Source organism: Aeoliella sp., assembly GCF_965227375.1.
GTDB lineage: Bacteria > Planctomycetota > Planctomycetia > Pirellulales > Lacipirellulaceae > Aeoliella.
In genome coordinates this window covers 2,995,897-3,013,746 of record NZ_CBDDFX010000001.1, presented here as the reverse complement: position 1 = coordinate 3,013,746, position 17,850 = coordinate 2,995,897, and the positions used below count along the sequence as shown (strand labels likewise).

Here is a 17,850-nt window from a genome sequence, read left to right as displayed (position 1 = left end):
CACAGGAGTGTCGAAAATCGATTCTCACCAAACGGCGGAGTCTAGCGAGCGACCGCCCCGGAAGCGAGAGCGAAAGCCTAATTCGACGCATCTGAGCCCCCAGCAAGCTTGCTGGGGGGCTAGCAATTGGGTTTTGTCCCCCCTGGCCCAAAACCCATCGCCCTAAGTTCTTTGCCATCAAGCACTTGGAGTTTTGCCCCCACCGCTAGAACGGAGCACATGAACCATTGGCCCAAAACCCCACCGACACCGCGCCGAACGCGATTCCGTAACCCCTTTGATAGGAGCGGTTTACGCCATCTCCCCCGCCCGAGCCCCACGGAGTTTTGCCCCAGGGTTTCCCGCAGGTGGACCAAAACCCCACCCGCCGGGACAAAACTCCCCGCGAGCGCCAGCACCCGAGCGGCCGGCCACGTTGGCAGAGAATTCAAGGAAAAGCAGTAGCCAGCAGATACACCAGATTGTCAAAGACCAAACCGCGCTATCGGCGGCAAAGTCCATTAGATCAGATGGAGGAGGGATTTCTACGGCGATTTTTTGACAGCGGGTGTTTCCGCTTGAAAGTCGCATCGCAACTTCATCGACTTTCTAAGGCGAAGCTACATGCTTTTGCGTGAGCCAACTGGCCGATTTCAGGACTGGGAACGAGCCAAGTCGACGATTTGCTCAACATCATGAACCGCTTTGAACTCGCGCGGTGTGCCTTCTACCTGGACAGATTGCAACTGTGGATCAGTCACTACATTGTCGTAGATCCAGTTTGCGGCAATGCCCGACGGTATGCCCGTCGCAATCGAAATCACGATTGTCACCAAGATCTCCTTGCCCGTTAGGCCAGCGCAAGGCATGAGTTCTTCAACAACTACTGTTGTACCGTCACCGATGGTTGCACTGGTCTGTTCTGCAACCGAATCCACTCCCAACAGTTTATGGAGTGCTTCCAAGGACTCGCAAGTAAAGTCGATTGAGATGGTACTTGCTGACGTCTCACTCATACTTCTGTCTCCTTGATCCAACGATGCCAAAGGTCATCAAGAGTCTGAAGATGGTTGCTCGGATCGTCTCCCCATGTTGCACACATCCACTGCCGCAATCGGTGGAGACGTGCATTGGTTGGCGGGTAATCCTGACTTGCCTTAGCGCGCTGCGTAGCAAGATCCAACCACCGATACAATAGATCCACAGTCGCATAGTTTGTCCAGGCCCGCTCAGCGTTAGGTCTGTTAAGCAGAAAACTCTCCAATGCAAACTGATCGGCAGCATATTCTTCCTCCCAAGTGGGGGGATGATAGGTCGACTTCTCGTGCGAGATTGCATGTGAAGTTGCTCTTCCATTGTCTACGTCACCGTGAACAATATGCCCACACTCATGAAGTGTTACAAACCAGAGCATCACGGAGTGATTGGCGCCCACCAAGACTTGGACTTCCGGCGGCAAGCCAATCGTCAGTTGAATGCTCTTCTCAAAGTCTTCTGGCGAGCCCTTGGAAAAGAACCTCAACGAGGCATCGAAGAAGTCACGGCCCGTTGGCTTTTCAACACTGGGATGAGTATCGGCGATCAATGCAGCACTAACGAGTCCTGTTCCATGAATCAAACCACTATTGAGTCCAATGAGGTATCCGTCCGTGATGCCCGCTTGGCTCCCAAAGCAACTGGCATTTACCTCGCTCCTGGGTAACAAGCCGACAATGGATTGGTCAGCCTTGCATCGGCAGTGTTCTGGTAGAAACCCTTGGACATCCTCAAGGACGTCCTGCAAAAGCGCCTGCATTTGCAGCACTGGATCGTTAGCGATTTCGAGGAGCCTCTCAGAAGGATAGTCATAGTCTACGAGGAGGCGGAGCGATTCGATGAACTCCTCGTCGGGTGGGAGTAGTTTGCTATACTCTCGATCCCATGCTATGTCGCGTCGTCGGACTTGTTGGGCGTATTTGAGGAGGAGTTCTTTTTTGGTAGGCATGAGTGCACGCAGTCGCTAACTTCCGGCGCAGCTCTGCAAGCTAGCCGCTCGCGCGGGAATGTAACTTAAGAACGTACTGGAACCAAGGGCGTTAGATAACGTCCACCAGGGAATGATCGAAAGCTATACTCACTCTTACCACGGATGACGGGAGAATGGCAACCACATGTCCACTGCCACAGCAACTCAGAGCTCATGAATATCGAAGCGCTGCTAGAAGAGTCCCGAAACCACTGGTGGAATGTGTTGAGGACGAGTGGTCAGCTGATCCGCGAGTGCCCAACACCCAGGCTACGTATCCGAGACGATCCGCAAGCAAGGATGACCGCACAGATCATACCACGGAGTATCGCGGAAATTGAGGTCTCAAGAAGCTTCCTCACCGACATCTTGGATGAAACTGAGAAAATGGGTTTCGCTCTTTCAATCGCTTGTTTTGAAGGACTGGAACTCGAGGCAGAAGAAGCGATGGCTGAGGCCGCGTTGGTGGCGAGTGTCCGTGGGTTGGTGGTTGATTTTGCACTGCTTCATGAATCGTTTCATATTCTCTGCGGTCACCTCAGCGAGTTAAGAGAATCGGTCAAGATCTATCGGGAATCAAGGCTCGGCATGACTCGAAACGCTTCGGGACAAACGCCATATCCAACTGAGGCGTTGCTTCGAGGTTACTACCGAGAGCTGGAGGTGGATAACTGTGCGCTCCAATGCATGTGTCAGCTGCCACCACGCGACTCCGCATGGGAGTTGCTTGATTCCATTGATTTCGGTGAAGCCGTCGAATCACACACATTCGCTGGATTGGCGGGGATAGCGCGAGTAGTCGCCTTCCGCCTGGTCACAGCGGCTACTTGGATGGCCGTGCGATTGATGGAGGTGAATCGAGACGGTAAGATCCGTGCTCAAAGCGAAGATCACCCTCTACCCGCAGCACGGTTGCTGGCGTGCCTACATACAGTGATGGAAGAGTATGCGGAACTTCGTGAACAAACGGATCAACACGGTCAGCGTTTGCACCAACTTACCGAACGCGAAGCTACAGCATTGGAACAGTACCTGGAGCATGTGCTAAAGCCTGCGTTGAACGTGTTTCCTCGAGTGGACGAATTAACTTTCGCAAACAAAGAACACTTAAATATGCTCGATATCGCCCAGGAGCTGCGTTGTTCTTGGTTTGGGGGCTCGTACTCAAGTGAGGCGGGACGCCAGTTCGGTCAACTACAGTCGTTGCGGAACGAGATGGAAGCGACCCTGAAGCCACACCGATATTTCTAACGCCATCATTGACCAAATTCACAACTCCTCCCTACAACTCAAAATTAAACGTCCGAGCCGCGTACCGCTTCAACCGGTCCCACAACGTCCGGTCCGGGATGGCGATTTTGGCCATGCCTACCAGGCCGACTCTTAGGCGGCCTTCGTCGCGGGGCAGTTGGGCGTAGGCATAGTAGTGCGGCGTGAGTGGGCGGGGGATGCCTTGGGCGTCCATTTGCGTCGGTAGCGGGCCGCCGTGCAGGCTCGATAGGCGGCTGGGCGACGCGGGCACTTCCTTGCCCTTTTCGACGTCGTGGATCTTGCTCGAGTAGTACTCGATGCTCATCAGGTTGTCGGCCGCCGATTGGTTCAGCAGCACGTACACCGTTTGGCCCACTTGCACGTCGGCCGAGTAGTCCTGCTCGACCAGCATGCGGGCTTCGAGCACCGAAGGGTCGCCAATGTTGCAGAACTTGGTGCCGGTTTCGAGCGTGGCGCCGAGGTTTCGCTTGTCGAGCGGCGTGCCCCACCAGGTTTTCAGTTCGCCGTCGGTGTACTCGGGTTCGGGAACCAGTTCCGGCGGAATGATCACTCCCGAGCGCGGCGCGCGGATGGTGAGTCGGTCGAGGTTTTCGCGCTGCAGCTGGAGTTGCGCCTGGATGGTCTCGATTCGCTGGATGGTGCCGTTGATTTCGCTTTCGATCGACTTGCGATCGTCGCTGCTGGCGCCGGTCCGCATTCGCTGCAGCGATTCGATCCGCGCCTGGCTGAGTTCGAGTTGGCCTTCGAGCTCCAGCACAGAGACTTCGAGCGCGGGATTCGACAGCCGAGCCAGTACCTGGCCCTCTTCCACCCGCGCGCCCGGCTTGATGTCGGGGGGAATTTCTTCGAGCACGCCCTCGACGCGCACGGTGACCGCTTCGAAATCGAGGGGCTGCACCACCAGATCGGTGTAGACATAGGCGGGCAGCGGGATGCTCATCACGCCTGCGATCACTGCGAGCACCACGGCCGTCGAAACTGCCAGTCGCCAGCGTTTCACTTTTCCTAACCTCCCAGGCACTTTGAAATACTTGTACAACTTCCACAGCGGCATCACCACCAGCCCATAGATCGACATCATGGCGATCATCTGCCCGATGACCTTCAGCCCGTACGGTTCGAACACCTTGTTGAGGAAGTACAGAATCGACAGCAGCACCACCCAGCGATAGATGGCCGCGGCAACACTGTACAAGGCGAAGAACGCCTGGTTGCGTTGCGGCAGGAAGGGATCCTCCGGCGGCTCGATGCCCAAGCACCAGTGGCCCAGCTTGCGGCTGAGGATGCTGGTGGCTTTCTGGCGAAGATTCGGGATCTCGATGATGTCGCTGAGGATGTAGTAGCCGTCGTAACGCAACAACGGGTTGGCGTTGAACAGGATGGTGCTCACGGAGCTAACGAACATCACGTTCAAGCAAGTGTAGTTCAACAGCCCCGGCTCGCTGAACCACCAGATGAACGTGCAGATCGACGCGAGCACTAGCTCCACGTACATACCGGCCGCGCCGATCGCCGCGCGATGCCAGCGGTTGGGCAGCATCCACGAGTCGGACACGTTGCAATACAAGCAGGGCGTGAGCACCAGGAACATGATGCCGATCTCGTGGCACTCGCCGCCAAAGTACTTGCAACTCAGCCCGTGACCAAACTCGTGCAGAATCTTAGTGCCGGCAAGCACCGCGGCCATCAACAGCCAGTTCTGCGCGGAGAAAAATGCTTCGAACGAGGGTAGCTTCGACTGAAACACGTCGAACTGCACCAGGATCAACAGCGCGGCCGAGGCGATCAGCATCAGGTTCACGACCAGCATCTGCTTGGTCCAGAACCACCAGAAGTAGCTATGCAGGACGTTGAGGATGCGGTCGGGGTCGATGCCCTTGAAGCGCACGGCCAGGATATTGCTGAACGTGGCGATCCGCTGTTTGTTGGTTTTTTCGTCGCGCAGCTTCTTGAGCTGCACCCCCTGCCCGCCGGAATGGGTAATCACCAGCCCGCTGCGGTGCAGCATGCCGATGAACTGCTGCAGTTCCTCGGTGCGAATGGTCTGCGGCGGGAACTCGGCTTCGAACCGCTCGGCAATCTCGTCCAAGCTGGCGTGGCCATCGAGCATCTGCAGGATGGCGAACTCTTCTTCCTCGAAGCGGAAATACTGCAGCCCCACGGGGTCTTTCACCACCCAATAGATACGGCCCTGGTACCGCTGCTTGCGCGCCTCGAGGTCGGGCCGCGCCCTGATGGGTAGCGGCCTGGAAGAACTCGAAACCAGGCTGTCGGCAAGCGTTGTGGAGGGCACGGGCGGGGAGTTTAGGTAGGTGTAGTCATGATTGGCTCACCGAATCAATTCACCCTCCCTCCGGGAGGGTCGCCGCTGCATTTGCGGCGGGGAGGGAATCGACCTCACGTCCTGGCGATCCAACCACTCCAGGGTCGCGGTGAAGCCCTACGGCCGGCTTCCTTCGATCCGGCTGCTCATGTTTTGATTCGCGGTGCCCAGGTGAATGGTCATCGTGGCTTCGAGACCCGGGAACAGGGCCCAGCGGCCTCGGTCTTCGTAGTTGGGGATCTCGGCCACGACGCGATAGTTGAAGTCGCCAGGATCGCGGGCGAGTTGCTCGACGTAGACGATGCGGCCTTTGGCCTTCTCGATGCGTCCCTGGCTCACTTCGACTTCGATGCTCACTTCGCAGCCGTCCACTTCGCGAGGATCGTACTGCTCGAGGCTGACGTAACCGTCGCAGCGGAGCACGTCGTACCGCGCGTACTGCAAAATCGGCTCGCCCGGATCGACCCACTCGCCCTGCTTGCGATAGAGTTCGACCACCTGGCCACTGTAGGGAGCTTTGACCACCCGGCGAGTAATCTCCATCTCGGCCGCTTCGGTCTCGACCTTGGCGACGCGCCACTCGGTGATAGCAAGCTGGCGGTCCTTAATGGCCTTCTTGATCTGCAACTGCGACCGCACCAACTCCAGCTCCTTCGCCCGCAGTTCCGTGATCGGCACCACGCGTTCAATGGGCCCGGAGTTGGCGGACCTCAGATCATCGAGGTCGGCTTGGGCCGCGTCCCGCGCTGCTTCGGCGTATTCTTGTTCCACTTTGTCGGTGGCGCGGAAGGCGGCGGCATCTTCCTTCTGCTTCGCAACGCGAAGCTGCATCTGCGGCTCGACGTCATCGAGCTTGGCGATCACTGCGCCCTCTTTGGCCAGCGAGCCCTCGCGCACGTTCAACCGCTCGAGAATGCCCGCCTTGTTGGCCGAGATCTCGATCAAGTTCTCCGGCAGCAGCGATAGCTGGCATCTCTTGAGCACGGGGTTTCCGCGGTCGGCCGACTGCGCGAACAGCGTGGACGCGGACAAACCGATCAGGACGGCGAGTGCGGTGGTTTTCATCTGATGCCTCGCTTCTCTGCGAAGGACCCCAACGCGATCGGGTCGCGCCAGGCTGGTAAGGTAACGGTAGTAATTTGAGTGGTAGCGGCGCTGTGTCCCGAACAGCGGTTCGCGCTACCAAATCCGGAACCACGACTTGACCACAAAGTCGATCGCGTCGTGCAGGTATACGTATCCAATCGATTTCTTGCCGCAGTGAACCTTGGCAATCGCCTCGGTGCCCACTTTGGGATCGGCGTTATGCAGGATTTCGCGAAGTCGATCTAGTTCGCCCTCCTCGAAGTTCACCCGCATCAGCACGCTGTTGCCATCTTCGCCGCGGGCTTCGGCGGTGGTCTCGATCAAATCGACGTAACCATGGAACAGCTGGTCGGGCTGGGTGGCCAGGTAGAAGGTCACTTCCAGCGGCTTGCCCTCTTCCTCGGCCTCCAGGGCTGCGTCGGCCACGTGCCGCATCCGCGTCTCGGGCATGAGGACTTCCAGGTACCAGTCGCCGGTCAGGTCGGCCACTTCCAGTAGCATCTGCCCGCGGCCAATCGGCCGGCCTTCGAGCTGTTCAATCTGGCTCTTACCGGTGATCACTCGACCGCCGATGGGACTGGTGATCTTGAGCGTCTCAATCTGCTCCAAGACCTTGTTGATCTGGATCTGGAGGCTCTCTTCCTGGATGCGCAACTCGTTGCGTTTGGCTTCCAGTTGTCGGTCTTCGTCGGGTCGATTTCCGCCGCGCCCCGTCCGCTTCGTGCCCGCCTTTTGTTCGACGACCTCGGTAAGCTGGCCTTGCAAGCGGGCCAGTTCTTTGTCGAGTTCGATGCTCGTCATCGTAAACAAAGGTTGGTCGGCGGTGACTTCCTCGTTGTAACCGACCAGCACGTCGTGGATCTCACCATCAGTGCGGGCGTACACGCCCTGCAGCGTGACCGGCTGCAGGCTGCCGTCGCCTTCGAGGTTGAAGTCGGACTGGTAGAACACCGCACCGCTGATGAGCCCCACCACCAAGGCGGTGACGCCGATCGTCTTCCATTTGGTCCGCCCGCGGAACAGCGAGGTGGCCTTGCCCAGCGTTTTCCACACCGGCATCAGGAACAGGCTGTTGTGCTCCAGTGCGTTGGCGATGGCCGTGGCGCTGTGGTTTCGCACCACGTCGACACGTTGCGTGAAGCCGTCGCTGGGCGTGGTGTCGACCATCTGCTCGACGATCAGCGCGCCGATCACGTCGCGCCGTTTGCGCTCGTTGGGCTGCCCTTCCTGTTCCTCCTTGTCGGGACGGAACAGCGGCAGGATCGCCATGCTCTTGGTGTGCGACTCGTCGACGTAAGCGTCGAGCGTCTTTTCCACTTGCGGCGCGAGATTCGACGTGTCGCCGGTGTACCATACGTCTTCGCCGGTCTTGGTGACCGCGCGGGCGACGCGATTCAAGAGCGTCACCACGTTCGACCGTTTGTCGAACGTATCCTGGCCGCTCACCGCTTCGACGATGCACTTGCTGCCGCGCTGGATGGCCACGCTCACGCGGTCGCAACCGATGAGCCGCCGCCCTTCGTTGGCGATGGTGTACGCCGACTCGCGAACGTCGAGTGTTTCGTGTGCGGTGCGGGTGAACGACTCGAGCTGCTCCCACAGGCTTTGCTTCTCAGCCAGATGCCGCAAGCGGCGGCCACGCAGGAACTCGCCCGCCAGGTCACACGTTTGTTGCAAGAACCGCAAGTAGCCACGCTGCGTGGCGGGACGAGCGCCGGGGCGCTGGAACACCTCGACCACGCCCTGCGGGCCTTGGTCGTTGTGCACGGGCACCATCACCAGCAGGTAGTCGGTGGGGTTGGCCGCGGCGTGCTCGTCGCCATCGTCGGTGCCCACGGCCGAACCGGAATGCGGCGCGACCAATAAGCCTTCTTCGGACGCCAGCGACTTCTGCAGCAGCCGGCCATGTTGCTCCTGACCGATGGGGTTCTCTACCAGCCCGGTATTCCGCAGGTTGATCTGGTAGGTGAGCTGCAGACCCGTGGGGGCGATGGTCCACACCGCCCCGCCGGCGGCTGCCAAGGCGGCGACCACCTTGTTGAGGAACTCGTCGTAGAACTGCTCGATCGTGGTATCGGTCCGCGATAGCTCTGCTATCTGCTGGACGATCGACTGGATTTCGCGTTTAGCGCGCTGTACGTCCTCCGGATCGACCGATACGGACGACTCGCTGGGACGGGGCGCGTTGGAATATTCAGTACTCACAGACAATTAAATGTAAGGGCAATCGAGCCACCACGGCGAGCATGTGGGGCAACTTCCGACCGGGTTTTTCGGCACCTAAGCGGTAAATCGGCAATTTCGGTACCTTCAGCACAATCCGTCGTGATAAGAATCCAGCAACTCACTGGACTTGGCCACCGAATCGGCGATACTATTAAAGATTGTATTTTTCTGGTGGTAGCGGTCCACGCCAATCGTCGGTGCGGATCCGCGATACCCCGATTCTTACCGGAGGCCCCCGCAACTGGCGGGGGGCGAAAAGCATATATGTCGAAACAAAAGGAAGAGGCCCTGGAGGTTGAGGGCACGGTTACGCAAGCACTGGCGAATACGCGATTTCGCGTCGAAATCGAGGGAGGACACTTGGTCACTGCCCACGTTGCCGGTCGCATGCGCAAGCACTTCATCCGTATTGTGCCAGGCGATCGCGTCCGCGTCGAGCTTTCGCCGTACGATCTGACCAAAGGCCGCATCACCTACCGCGAGCGCTAAAGCGTGTCCGCTTAGCGCACCTTCACTGCGAGCGGCGTCTTCTGTGCCGCCTGCCCCTGCTTCGCTGCGCGATCGGAGTCCCCGTTGCGCACGCAGGAAACCCGGAACTGGGCCCCTGGCGGCTGGGTGCCCAGCATTCTCTAGAATCGGTATAATCCCACCGAATCCCCAAAACCACGGGGCGACGCAGCGGGTAGTATTCTTTGGCAGTTGGGCCTCCCGCTGCCGAACTCTGTCGCCAACCGTGGCGTAGACTTGGAAACGTCCTTCGCGGCAGCGGCCATCACCAGCTCAGGTGGCGCTGCTAGCTCATTCCACCAAACAGGAGCACCACCGTGCCAAATTCTCTGCTTTCTCGCACCTCGATGCGCATGCTGGCGTGTGCCGTGGCCGTGGCCACCGCCCCGCTGTTGGGCGCCGCCGCCCATGCCCAATCCGATCCCGCCAAGCCGGTCGCCGTAGTAGGCGTCACCAGCTACAACGAACTGCTCGCCGACATCGACTACCTGGGCCAATTCGGCGGCCAGGTGGGCGCCGGGCAGCAGCTCGACAACATGCTGCAGTTCTTCACCCAAGGACAAGGCCTGCAAGGTGTCGACAAGGACAAAGCCTGGGGCGTAGTGGCCCACGTCGACGGCGCTGTGGTCTGTCTGCCGGTCACCGATCTGGATGCCGTGCTCGGTCTGGTCCGTAACTTCGGACTCACCACTTCCGACATGGACGATGGCATCATCGAAATCGAGATCCCCAACCAGAGCTTGTACGTTAAGAAGGTCGGCAACTGGGCCTTCGCTTCGAACACGCCCGAGATGCTGGCCAACGCGCCGGCCAATCCCGGCGACATGTTCGACAAGATGACCGCCGACTACGACATCGCGGCCGAGGTCATGGTGCAGAACGTGCCCGAGATGTACCGCATGATTGCTATCCAGCAACTTCGTGCCGGCGCCGAGCAAGGCTTGCAGCAGCGGTTCGACGAGACGGACGAAGCCTTTGCAGCACGTCGCCAGTCGACCGAAGCGAGCATCGACCAGATCGAGCAGCTCATCAACGATCTGAAGGAGTTGAAGATCGGCTTCAACACCGACACCGACAAGGGGAACGTCATCCTCGACTTTGTCTACAACGCCGTGCCCGACAGCCAGTTGGCTCGCGGAATCGAAGTTTACAAAGACGCCCAAACCATGTTCGGTGGCTGCATGAAGGATGGAGCCGCCATCCAGTTTAACATCAGCGTGACCACGCCGGCCGACCTCGTGGAAGAGAACAAGGCGCAGGTCCAGAGCCAGATGAGCTCCGTTCGCCAGCAGGCGATGAATGGCATCGACCAGGAATTGGGCGACCTCAACGAAGAAGCCCGTGACACCGTGAAGGAAGCCGTTGGCGATCTGCTGGACGCTGTGGAAGCCACTGCCATGGCGGGCAAAATGGATATGGCGGGATGCTTGGACCTGGGTGATGGCAAACTGAATGTCATCGCTGGCGGATTCACCAAGGAGCCCGGTAAGGTCGAGTCGGCCTTGAAGAAGCTGTCGGCCTTGATGAAGGATGGCCCCACGGTAGCGTGGAATGCCGATTCGCATGGCGGAGCTAATATCCATACCCTGACTCTGCCCGTCCACGATGCGGACGCGCAAAAGGCACTGGGCGAATCGCTCGACATGGCCGTGGGAATTGGCGACGACAAAGTCTACTTCAGTGCCGGCACCGGCGCGGTGAGCCAGCTGAAGCAGGCCATCGACGCTTCGGGCAGCTCGACCACCCCGGTCAAGCCGATGCAGATGTCCGTGGCGCTGACGCCCATCGTTCAGTTCATTTCCGAAACCGAGCCCAATCCGGCTGCCGACGCGATGCTCGACGCCTTGGTCACCAAGAGCGAGGGCCTCGACTCGGTGCACATGACCGCCGAAAACATCAACGGTGAGTTGCGCACCCGGATCGAAGTCGAAAAAGGCGTGCTGCACGCCATCGGCGCTGCCGTGATGGAAGCCCGCCGCCAGGGAGCTGGAGCCGGATTCTGATTCTGGTCCAAGCCCCCAAAGGCAACCATTGAACCTTTCCAGCGACGCCGGGGTCCTCCCGGCGTCGCTTTTTCGTGCGCGGCCCCTGGTGGCTGCCGCACTGCTAGTTTACGGTTGGCGATAGATACGCTCCCCCTCCCTCCAGCCCTCCCAGCTCCATGACACCGCTCGTCCACGAAATCGCCGGCCTGGCCATCCCCCAACTCGCCCAACGGTTCGGCACCCCGCTGTACGTCTACGACGCCAAGACCATTCTCGAACGAATCGGTCACCTGGCCGCGTTCGACGTAGTCCGCTACGCCCAGAAGGCCTGCTCGAACATCGCCATCCTGGACCTGGTGCGGAAGAACAATGTGTTGGTCGACGCGGTGAGCGCCGGCGAAATCCACCGCGCCATGGCCGCCGGGTACAAGCCGGGCTTCGACGATCCGCCACAGATCGTCTATACGGCCGACATCTTCGATCGCCAGACGCTCGACATGGTGGTCGAACTCGACGTGCCCGTGAACTGCGGCTCGCCCGACATGATCTCTCAGTACGGCGAGCGTGCCCCCGGAAAGCCGATCACGCTCCGCATCAATCCCGGTTTCGGGCATGGCCACAGCCAGAAGACCAACACCGGCGGCGAGCAGTCGAAGCATGGCATTTGGCACGAGCAGATCGAAGACTGCATCGAGCGAGCCAACGAACACGGCCTGGTGATCGCGGGGCTGCACATGCACATCGGCTCGGGCACCGACATGGAGCACTTGAGCCAGGTGAGCGCTTCGATGGAGAAGGCCGCGCTCACGGTCGGTTCGAGCATCACTTCCATCAGCGCCGGCGGCGGTCTCCCTACGCCCTACCGCGACGGCGACGACCTCGTGGACACGGCCGCCTACTACGAACAATGGGACGCTACCCGCGGACGCCTAGCCAAGGAATTTGGCCATCACGTTTCGCTGGAGATCGAACCGGGTCGCTACCTGGCCGCCGAAAGTGGTTACCTGGTGGCCGAAGTTCGCGCGGTCAAGCAGATGGGCGGCAACCGCTACTACCTGCTCGACGCGGGCTTCAACAACCTGGCCCGCCCCATCATGTACGGCTCGTACCACCCAATGGCCGTCTGTCCGGCGAACGGCGACCGCGAGCGGCCGCACCAGCAAGTGGTGGTCGGCGGGCCGCTGTGCGAGTCGGGCGACATCTTCACTCAGGAAGACGGCGGCTACGTCAGCAGCCGCTCACTGCCCGAGGCCCACGTGGGCGACTACGTGGTGATCGGCTGCGCGGGCGCCTACGGCCACACCATGGCTAGCAACTACAACTCAAAACCACTCACGGCCGAGGTACTCATCACCGACGGCACGCCCCACCTGATCCGCGAGCGGCAATCGCTGGACGATCTGATCCGGCTCGAGCGGATACCGGGCTGATCGGGCAGTAGCACACTTCATCCATCGCTCAGCATTGGCGCCGCCATGTCTGATGACAACGAAGCCAAGTTCCCGCGAACCTGGCAAGAGATGTCCCTCGACTACAAGCTGCTCACCATCTTCAGCTTGTGCGTCATGTTCTTGTGGATGGTCGGCCAATCGCTGCTGATCCAGTGGCAGATCGCCATCGTGGGGGTGCTGCTGGCGGGCGTGGCGGGCGTCGCCATATACCATCGTGTGAAGACCCGCTGGCACTGGCCCGGCGTGGGAGTCCGAGGAGTGCTGGGAGCAGTACTCGGCAGTGCGTGCGGCCTCTTCTTTCTTTGCGCCGCAGCAATCCGTATCTCTCCGCTGGAGCCAAAGTGGTTCCCCTGGTTTGCGTTCGGCGGTGGCATCATCCTGTTCAGTGTACTGACGAGTCTCCGCTTCGCCATTACAGCAGAGTCCGACTATCAGCGTTGCTGTGGCGTGCAACTTCTGCCTACGCCAATTGAATCGGATGATCAGACAACGAAGCCGTCATGGAAGCGGTCCCTGCGCGGCGCCTTTACTTTGTGCGGTGCGGTGGTTTGGCTAGTCGCCGTGGGCTACTTCTGGAAACTCAATGTCGCGTTGCGTGATGCAGTACCACAACCCGCGCCTCCCAAAACCGAACTACTGGAAGGGCATTGGCTTCAGAATAACAAACAAGCGGTGTACGTCACAGCGGCGGAGAAGACCACCGTCACGCTACTTGAACAATCGGCGATCTTCGGCTTGGTTTCGTTTGTAGCCATTGGCCTGGCGCTCCACCTTCTGGCCGGAGTGAAGCTGGACGGTACATCCGCAGACGATGATAACGGGGGCAACTTGGACGAGCGTCGAAAGTAGCGATCATCGCGGGGCGGCACTTCCAACTTAGCTGTTAGCGAAAGTGTGACGATTGGAGAAAACTGTCCGCCCGTCTCCCATTCGAGAATTGCGCAGAACTGGGTCGCTGAATATCTTGGGGAGCCGAATTCCTTGAAAATTCGCCGCCCGGCGGCTACGTTGGTCTGTTCTAGATCTACCTCTCATCGCCCCCGGAAAGAGCGCGACATGCCAGCCGCCGTCGATACTGCGATTCGCCAAGGAGACTGCATCGAGTTGATGCGGGAGATGCCCACTGGTTCGATTGATCTGGCGTTTGCCGATCCGCCGTTCAACATCGGCTACGAATACGATACCTACCACGACGAGCAGGAAGACGACGAGTACCTCACCTGGTCGCGGCAGTGGATGGAAGAGATCCACCGCGTGCTCTCGCCCGAGGGTTCGTTCTGGCTGGCGATTGGCGACGAGTACGCGGCCGACCTGAAGGTGATCGCGGATCGGCAAATTGGTTTCACCACCCGCAGCTGGGTGGTGTGGTACTACACGTTCGGCGTGAACTGCAAGCGCAAGTTCAGTCGCTCGCACGTGCATATCTTCCACTTCGTAAAGGACCCCGATCGCTTCACATTCAACGCCGACGACCCCGCGGTGCGCATCCCTTCGGCCCGCGCGCTGGTGTACGGCGACAAGCGCGCCAATCCCAAGGGACGTTTGCCCGACGACACATGGATCCTGCGCCCGCAAGACTTTCAGTCCGACCGCTACGGCTTCGACGCGCTCGACGACACGTGGTACTTCGCCCGTGTGGCTGGCACGTTCAAGGAGCGGCAAGGCTTCCACGGTTGCCAGATGCCCGAGCAGTTGCTGGGACGCATCATTCGCGTGAGTTCCAACCCAGGCGACGTGGTGTTCGATCCGTTCACCGGCAGCGGCACCACACTGGCTGTGGCGAAAAAGCTGGGCCGCAAGTTCAGCGGCACCGAGTTGTCCGAAGAGTATGTGCGCTACGCGACCGAGCGGCTCGAGTCGATCAATGAGCACGACGCGCTCGACGGCCCCGCCGACGCCATCGCCAGTGCACCGAACACGGCCAACGGCCGGCGGCTGAAAGATCAAGCGTTGTTGCCCACGTTCAATCCGGCCGACTTCACTGCTCCCGAGCCAGTGGATCCAGCAGAGCAAGAACTGCCAGAAGAGCCGATTGCGGAACAGAAGACTGAAGAGCCAACGCGGGCCGCTGAAGCGGCGGCAGGGCCCGTGAAAGTCAATCTCCGCAAGATCCAGCGGGCCGCCGTGGGCAAAGCGTTTCTCGCTGCTTCCGACGGCCAGTCGGTCGACCGATTGCTTGCCAATCCCGAACTGCAGCAGGCCTTCCACGCTGCGTGCCAGGACGCTGGGCTGCTGGGCAACGGGGAAATCTGGAATCATGAACTGGTGCGGCTTCGCAAGTCGGGCAAGTTGCCCAAGCAACAGAAGGCGAAAACCACGCCGGTTACCGCGGCCGAGCTGGACCAGTATCAGTTCGCCGCCGAAATCGCCTGGCAACTGACCAGCGAGAAGTTCAGCATCGAGTCGATCGACGAAATCTTCATCTCGCCGGAGCGTGCTGAGTGGTTCGATCGCCAAGCGGCGCGTTTCGCGCCGGGCTTCGACGCAGCCGCGTACCGCTGGGCAGCCATCGACTTCCGCAAGAGCCGCCACGCACTGGCCGACGAAGCCAAGGCCTACGACTACGTGTTCGCCACCCGCGACTTTGGCACCCCGCGGAAACTCACCGTTCGCACGGCCGCCAAGTACGACGCTCTGGCAGGCGTGTACCTGCTGACCGGCAAAGGTCGCACTCCGCTGTTTGTCGGCGAGGCCCTCGACCTCGGTGCCCGACTCGCCACGCACGCCACCGCAGCAGGCACGAAGAGCAAAGTCGCCGGCTTCGCGGTGATCCTGGAAGAGGATTTACCGAGCAGCGAGTACCGCGCGCCGCTGAAGGTCGATCTAACTCAGCGGTACGAGCCGGGGTGGAACCTGGGGTAGAATCCTGAGGGTGGCTGTGGTCGAGTTTCACGAGCCCACAGTCCTCAACATGCTGGGGGCTCGCGGAGCTCGTCCCCAGGCACCCTTCAATCTCTCATGTGGCTAACGGGCAGTCTGCGCCTTTCGCTTCCGCTCCAACTGCTGCACCAACTGCCCGCAGGCGGCTTCGATATCGGCGCCCATCGAGTAGCGAATGGTGGTCGTCAGGCCGGCGGCTTTTAGATGGTCGGCGAACGCGTCGCGGACTTCACGCGGTGAGCTCTCAAGCTGCGGCGCGCCTTCGATTGGGTTGTACGGAATGAGGTTCACGTGCACGCGTAAGCTTTCGAGGTAACCGGCCAGTTCGGCCGCGTCTTCCAGCGAGTCGTTCACGCCGGCGAGCATCAGGTACTCGATCATCACGGTCGCCGGCTGAATGGCGTTCAGTTCCACGATCGCTTGGCGCAATTCGTCGACGGGATGCTTCTTCGCCAGCGGGATGATCCGCTCGCGGACCTCCTGGCGCACCGAGTGCAGGCTGAGCGCCAAGTTGACGCTTGGGTACCGCCGCCCGCAGCGGAGCATCGCTTCGGGAATGCCCACGGTGGAGATTAAAATACGGCTCGCCGGATGATTAAAGCCTCGCCCGGCGGTGAGCGTGTCGAGCACTTCGTACACGTTCTCTTCGTTGTGAAACGGCTCGCCCATGCCCATCAGTACGATGTTTCGCACGGTGCGATCCTCGCCGCGGATCTGCTCGTTCGCCTGGACCACTTGGTCGAGCATCTCGCCGGCGTTGAGGTTGGCGAAAAAGCCCATCTTGCCGGTGGCGCAAAAGTCGCAATTCGCCGCGCAGCCCACCTGACTCGAAATGCAAAGCGCCGTGCGTCCCGTGCCCGCCCGCAACAGTACCGATTCGATCCGCTGGTCGGCCGCGGTGCGAAACACCAGCTTCGTCGCACCGTCCTCGGCCGAGTCGCGGCGCACGTCGAGCTCTAGCGGATGGAACTGAACTCGCTCGGCGAACACCTCGCGGGCGTGGAGTGGAAGCTCTTCGAGCGCCGCTTCGCTGCCTGCGAACTTCTTCCAGAACACGGTGCGTAAGCGATGCACCAGGTGCGGATCGAGCGCCAACTCGCGGCGGAGCGCGTCGACCGCATTGGTGTTGTACAGAGAGATGAGGTCGCTCATGCCAGCACTCGCTTGTTCGGCTCGCCGGCGATCTCCTGCACGTACCGCGGCACCATGTAACCGGGCAGCGTCGCGCGCAATTGGCGAATGATCTCCCGCCCTTCGTCCACGGGCACTTCAAAGTGCGCCGCGCCTGATACGCGATCGAGTTGATGCAAGTAGTACGGCGCCACGCCCAACTCGACCAGCCGCTCGCACAGCGCCCGCTGCGCTTCGGCCGAGTCGTTCACGCCGCGCAACAGCACCGCCTGATTCAACAGCGTCGCGCCGGTCGCTCGCAGTCGGGCGAGTGCATCGCCCACGTGCGTGTCGAGTTCGCTGGCATGATTTGCGTGCACCACGATCACTTTCGTCAGTCGCCCACTGCGAAGCCATTCGAGCCACTGGTCGGTCACCCGCTCAGGGATCACGATTGGCAGTCGCGTGTGGATGCGCAATCGGCGGACGTGCGCGATTTGCTCGATCGCTTCGACCAGCTCGGCGAGCAACGCATCGGACAGCATCATCGGATCGCCGCCCGAGAGGATCACCTCGCTCACCGAGTCGTCCGCTGCGATCGCTGCGATCGCCGACTTCCATTCGCGCGGGCCGGCCGAAGCGGTGTTGTACGGATAGTGGCGGCGGAAGCAGTAGCGGCAGTTCACCGCGCAGGCGCCGGTCAGCACCAGCAGCACTCGTCCATGGTACTTATGCAGCAGCCCCCGTCCCTCGTCGGCCGCGCGATCGCCCACCGGGTCGGTGGTAAATCCGGGCGTCGGTTGGTGCTCGGCATCCACCGGCAGCACCTGCCGCAGCAGCGGGTCGGCTGGGTTGTTGCGGTCGATGCGATCGGCGTAGCCCCGCGGCACCAGCAAGGGAAAATCGCCCGCCGCGGCCGCCACTTCGTGCGGCAGGCCGAGATAGTCGCACAGCTCGACGGACGTGCGAAACGCGGTGCGCAGCACATCCCGCCAATCGCCCCGGTTTTGGGCATCGGAAGTGGGG

General features: G+C 60.5%; 13 protein-coding genes. 6 read left to right on the top strand and 7 right to left on the bottom strand.

All coding sequences use genetic code 11. The features are described from left to right. Positions 1–632: 632 nt before the first annotated feature. Both ACQK2L_RS12255 and ACQK2L_RS12250 read right to left on the bottom strand, forming a co-directional pair. Positions 633–995, bottom strand: a complete 363-nt coding sequence (locus ACQK2L_RS12255; protein WP_425397259.1) for a hypothetical protein — start codon at positions 993–995, stop codon at positions 633–635. Next, positions 992–1,963, bottom strand: a complete 972-nt coding sequence (locus tag ACQK2L_RS12250) for an ImmA/IrrE family metallo-endopeptidase (protein WP_425397258.1) — start codon at positions 1,961–1,963, stop codon at positions 992–994. The genes ACQK2L_RS12255 and ACQK2L_RS12250 overlap by 4 nt, the downstream gene beginning before the upstream one ends. Before the next feature lie 321 nt (positions 1,964–2,284). Here ACQK2L_RS12250 and ACQK2L_RS12245 point away from each other — a divergent pair, with 321 nt between their 5' ends. Further along, positions 2,285–3,235, top strand: coding sequence for a hypothetical protein (locus tag ACQK2L_RS12245; RefSeq protein WP_425397257.1), 951 nt, complete (start codon positions 2,285–2,287; stop codon positions 3,233–3,235). Between the two features lie 31 nt (positions 3,236–3,266). On the opposite strand, the gene ACQK2L_RS12240 is transcribed toward ACQK2L_RS12245, so the two are convergent. From ACQK2L_RS12240 to ACQK2L_RS12230, 3 genes are all read right to left on the bottom strand, one after another. After that, on the bottom strand, positions 3,267–5,549 hold the full coding sequence (locus ACQK2L_RS12240) for a hemolysin D (protein WP_425397256.1): 2,283 nt from the start codon (positions 5,547–5,549) through the stop codon (positions 3,267–3,269). A 147-nt stretch (positions 5,550–5,696) separates the two neighbouring features. Next, positions 5,697–6,644 carry a biotin/lipoyl-binding protein gene (locus tag ACQK2L_RS12235; protein ID WP_425397255.1) on the bottom strand — a complete coding sequence of 316 codons (948 nt, stop codon included), beginning with the start codon at positions 6,642–6,644 and terminating at the stop codon, positions 5,697–5,699. 114 nt (positions 6,645–6,758) lie between these two features. Beyond that, positions 6,759–8,870: a biotin/lipoyl-binding protein gene (locus ACQK2L_RS12230; protein WP_425397254.1), complete on the bottom strand. Its 2,112-nt coding sequence runs from the start codon at positions 8,868–8,870 to the stop codon at positions 6,759–6,761. A 285-nt stretch (positions 8,871–9,155) separates the two neighbouring features. Between ACQK2L_RS12230 and infA the strand changes: the two genes are divergently transcribed. From infA to ACQK2L_RS12205, 5 genes are all read left to right on the top strand, one after another. Further along, complete coding sequence (gene infA, locus ACQK2L_RS12225) at positions 9,156–9,380, top strand: translation initiation factor IF-1 (RefSeq protein ID WP_252854591.1); 225 nt, start codon at positions 9,156–9,158, stop codon at positions 9,378–9,380. A 335-nt stretch (positions 9,381–9,715) separates the two neighbouring features. Continuing rightward, positions 9,716–11,401, top strand: coding sequence for a hypothetical protein (locus tag ACQK2L_RS12220; protein ID WP_425397253.1), 1,686 nt, complete (start codon positions 9,716–9,718; stop codon positions 11,399–11,401). Between the two features lie 158 nt (positions 11,402–11,559). Then, positions 11,560–12,813 (top strand): diaminopimelate decarboxylase, encoded by a 1,254-nt coding sequence (gene lysA, locus ACQK2L_RS12215; RefSeq protein WP_425397252.1) that lies wholly within the window; start codon positions 11,560–11,562, stop codon positions 12,811–12,813. A 45-nt stretch (positions 12,814–12,858) separates the two neighbouring features. Next, positions 12,859–13,683 (top strand): hypothetical protein, encoded by an 825-nt coding sequence (locus ACQK2L_RS12210; RefSeq protein ID WP_425397251.1) that lies wholly within the window; start codon positions 12,859–12,861, stop codon positions 13,681–13,683. 207 nt (positions 13,684–13,890) lie between these two features. Continuing rightward, a complete protein-coding gene (locus ACQK2L_RS12205) occupies positions 13,891–15,696 on the top strand; it encodes a DNA methyltransferase (protein WP_425397250.1) in 1,806 nt (601 codons plus the stop codon). A 102-nt stretch (positions 15,697–15,798) separates the two neighbouring features. Here ACQK2L_RS12205 and rlmN read toward each other — a convergent pair whose 3' ends face one another. Both rlmN and epmB read right to left on the bottom strand, forming a co-directional pair. Beyond that, positions 15,799–16,866: a 23S rRNA (adenine(2503)-C(2))-methyltransferase RlmN gene (gene rlmN, locus ACQK2L_RS12200; protein WP_425397249.1), complete on the bottom strand. Its 1,068-nt coding sequence runs from the start codon at positions 16,864–16,866 to the stop codon at positions 15,799–15,801. Next, a complete protein-coding gene (gene epmB, locus ACQK2L_RS12195) occupies positions 16,863–17,810 on the bottom strand; it encodes an EF-P beta-lysylation protein EpmB (RefSeq protein WP_425397248.1) in 948 nt (315 codons plus the stop codon). Before epmB ends, rlmN begins: the two co-directional genes overlap by 4 nt. Positions 17,811–17,850: the final 40 nt, after the last annotated feature.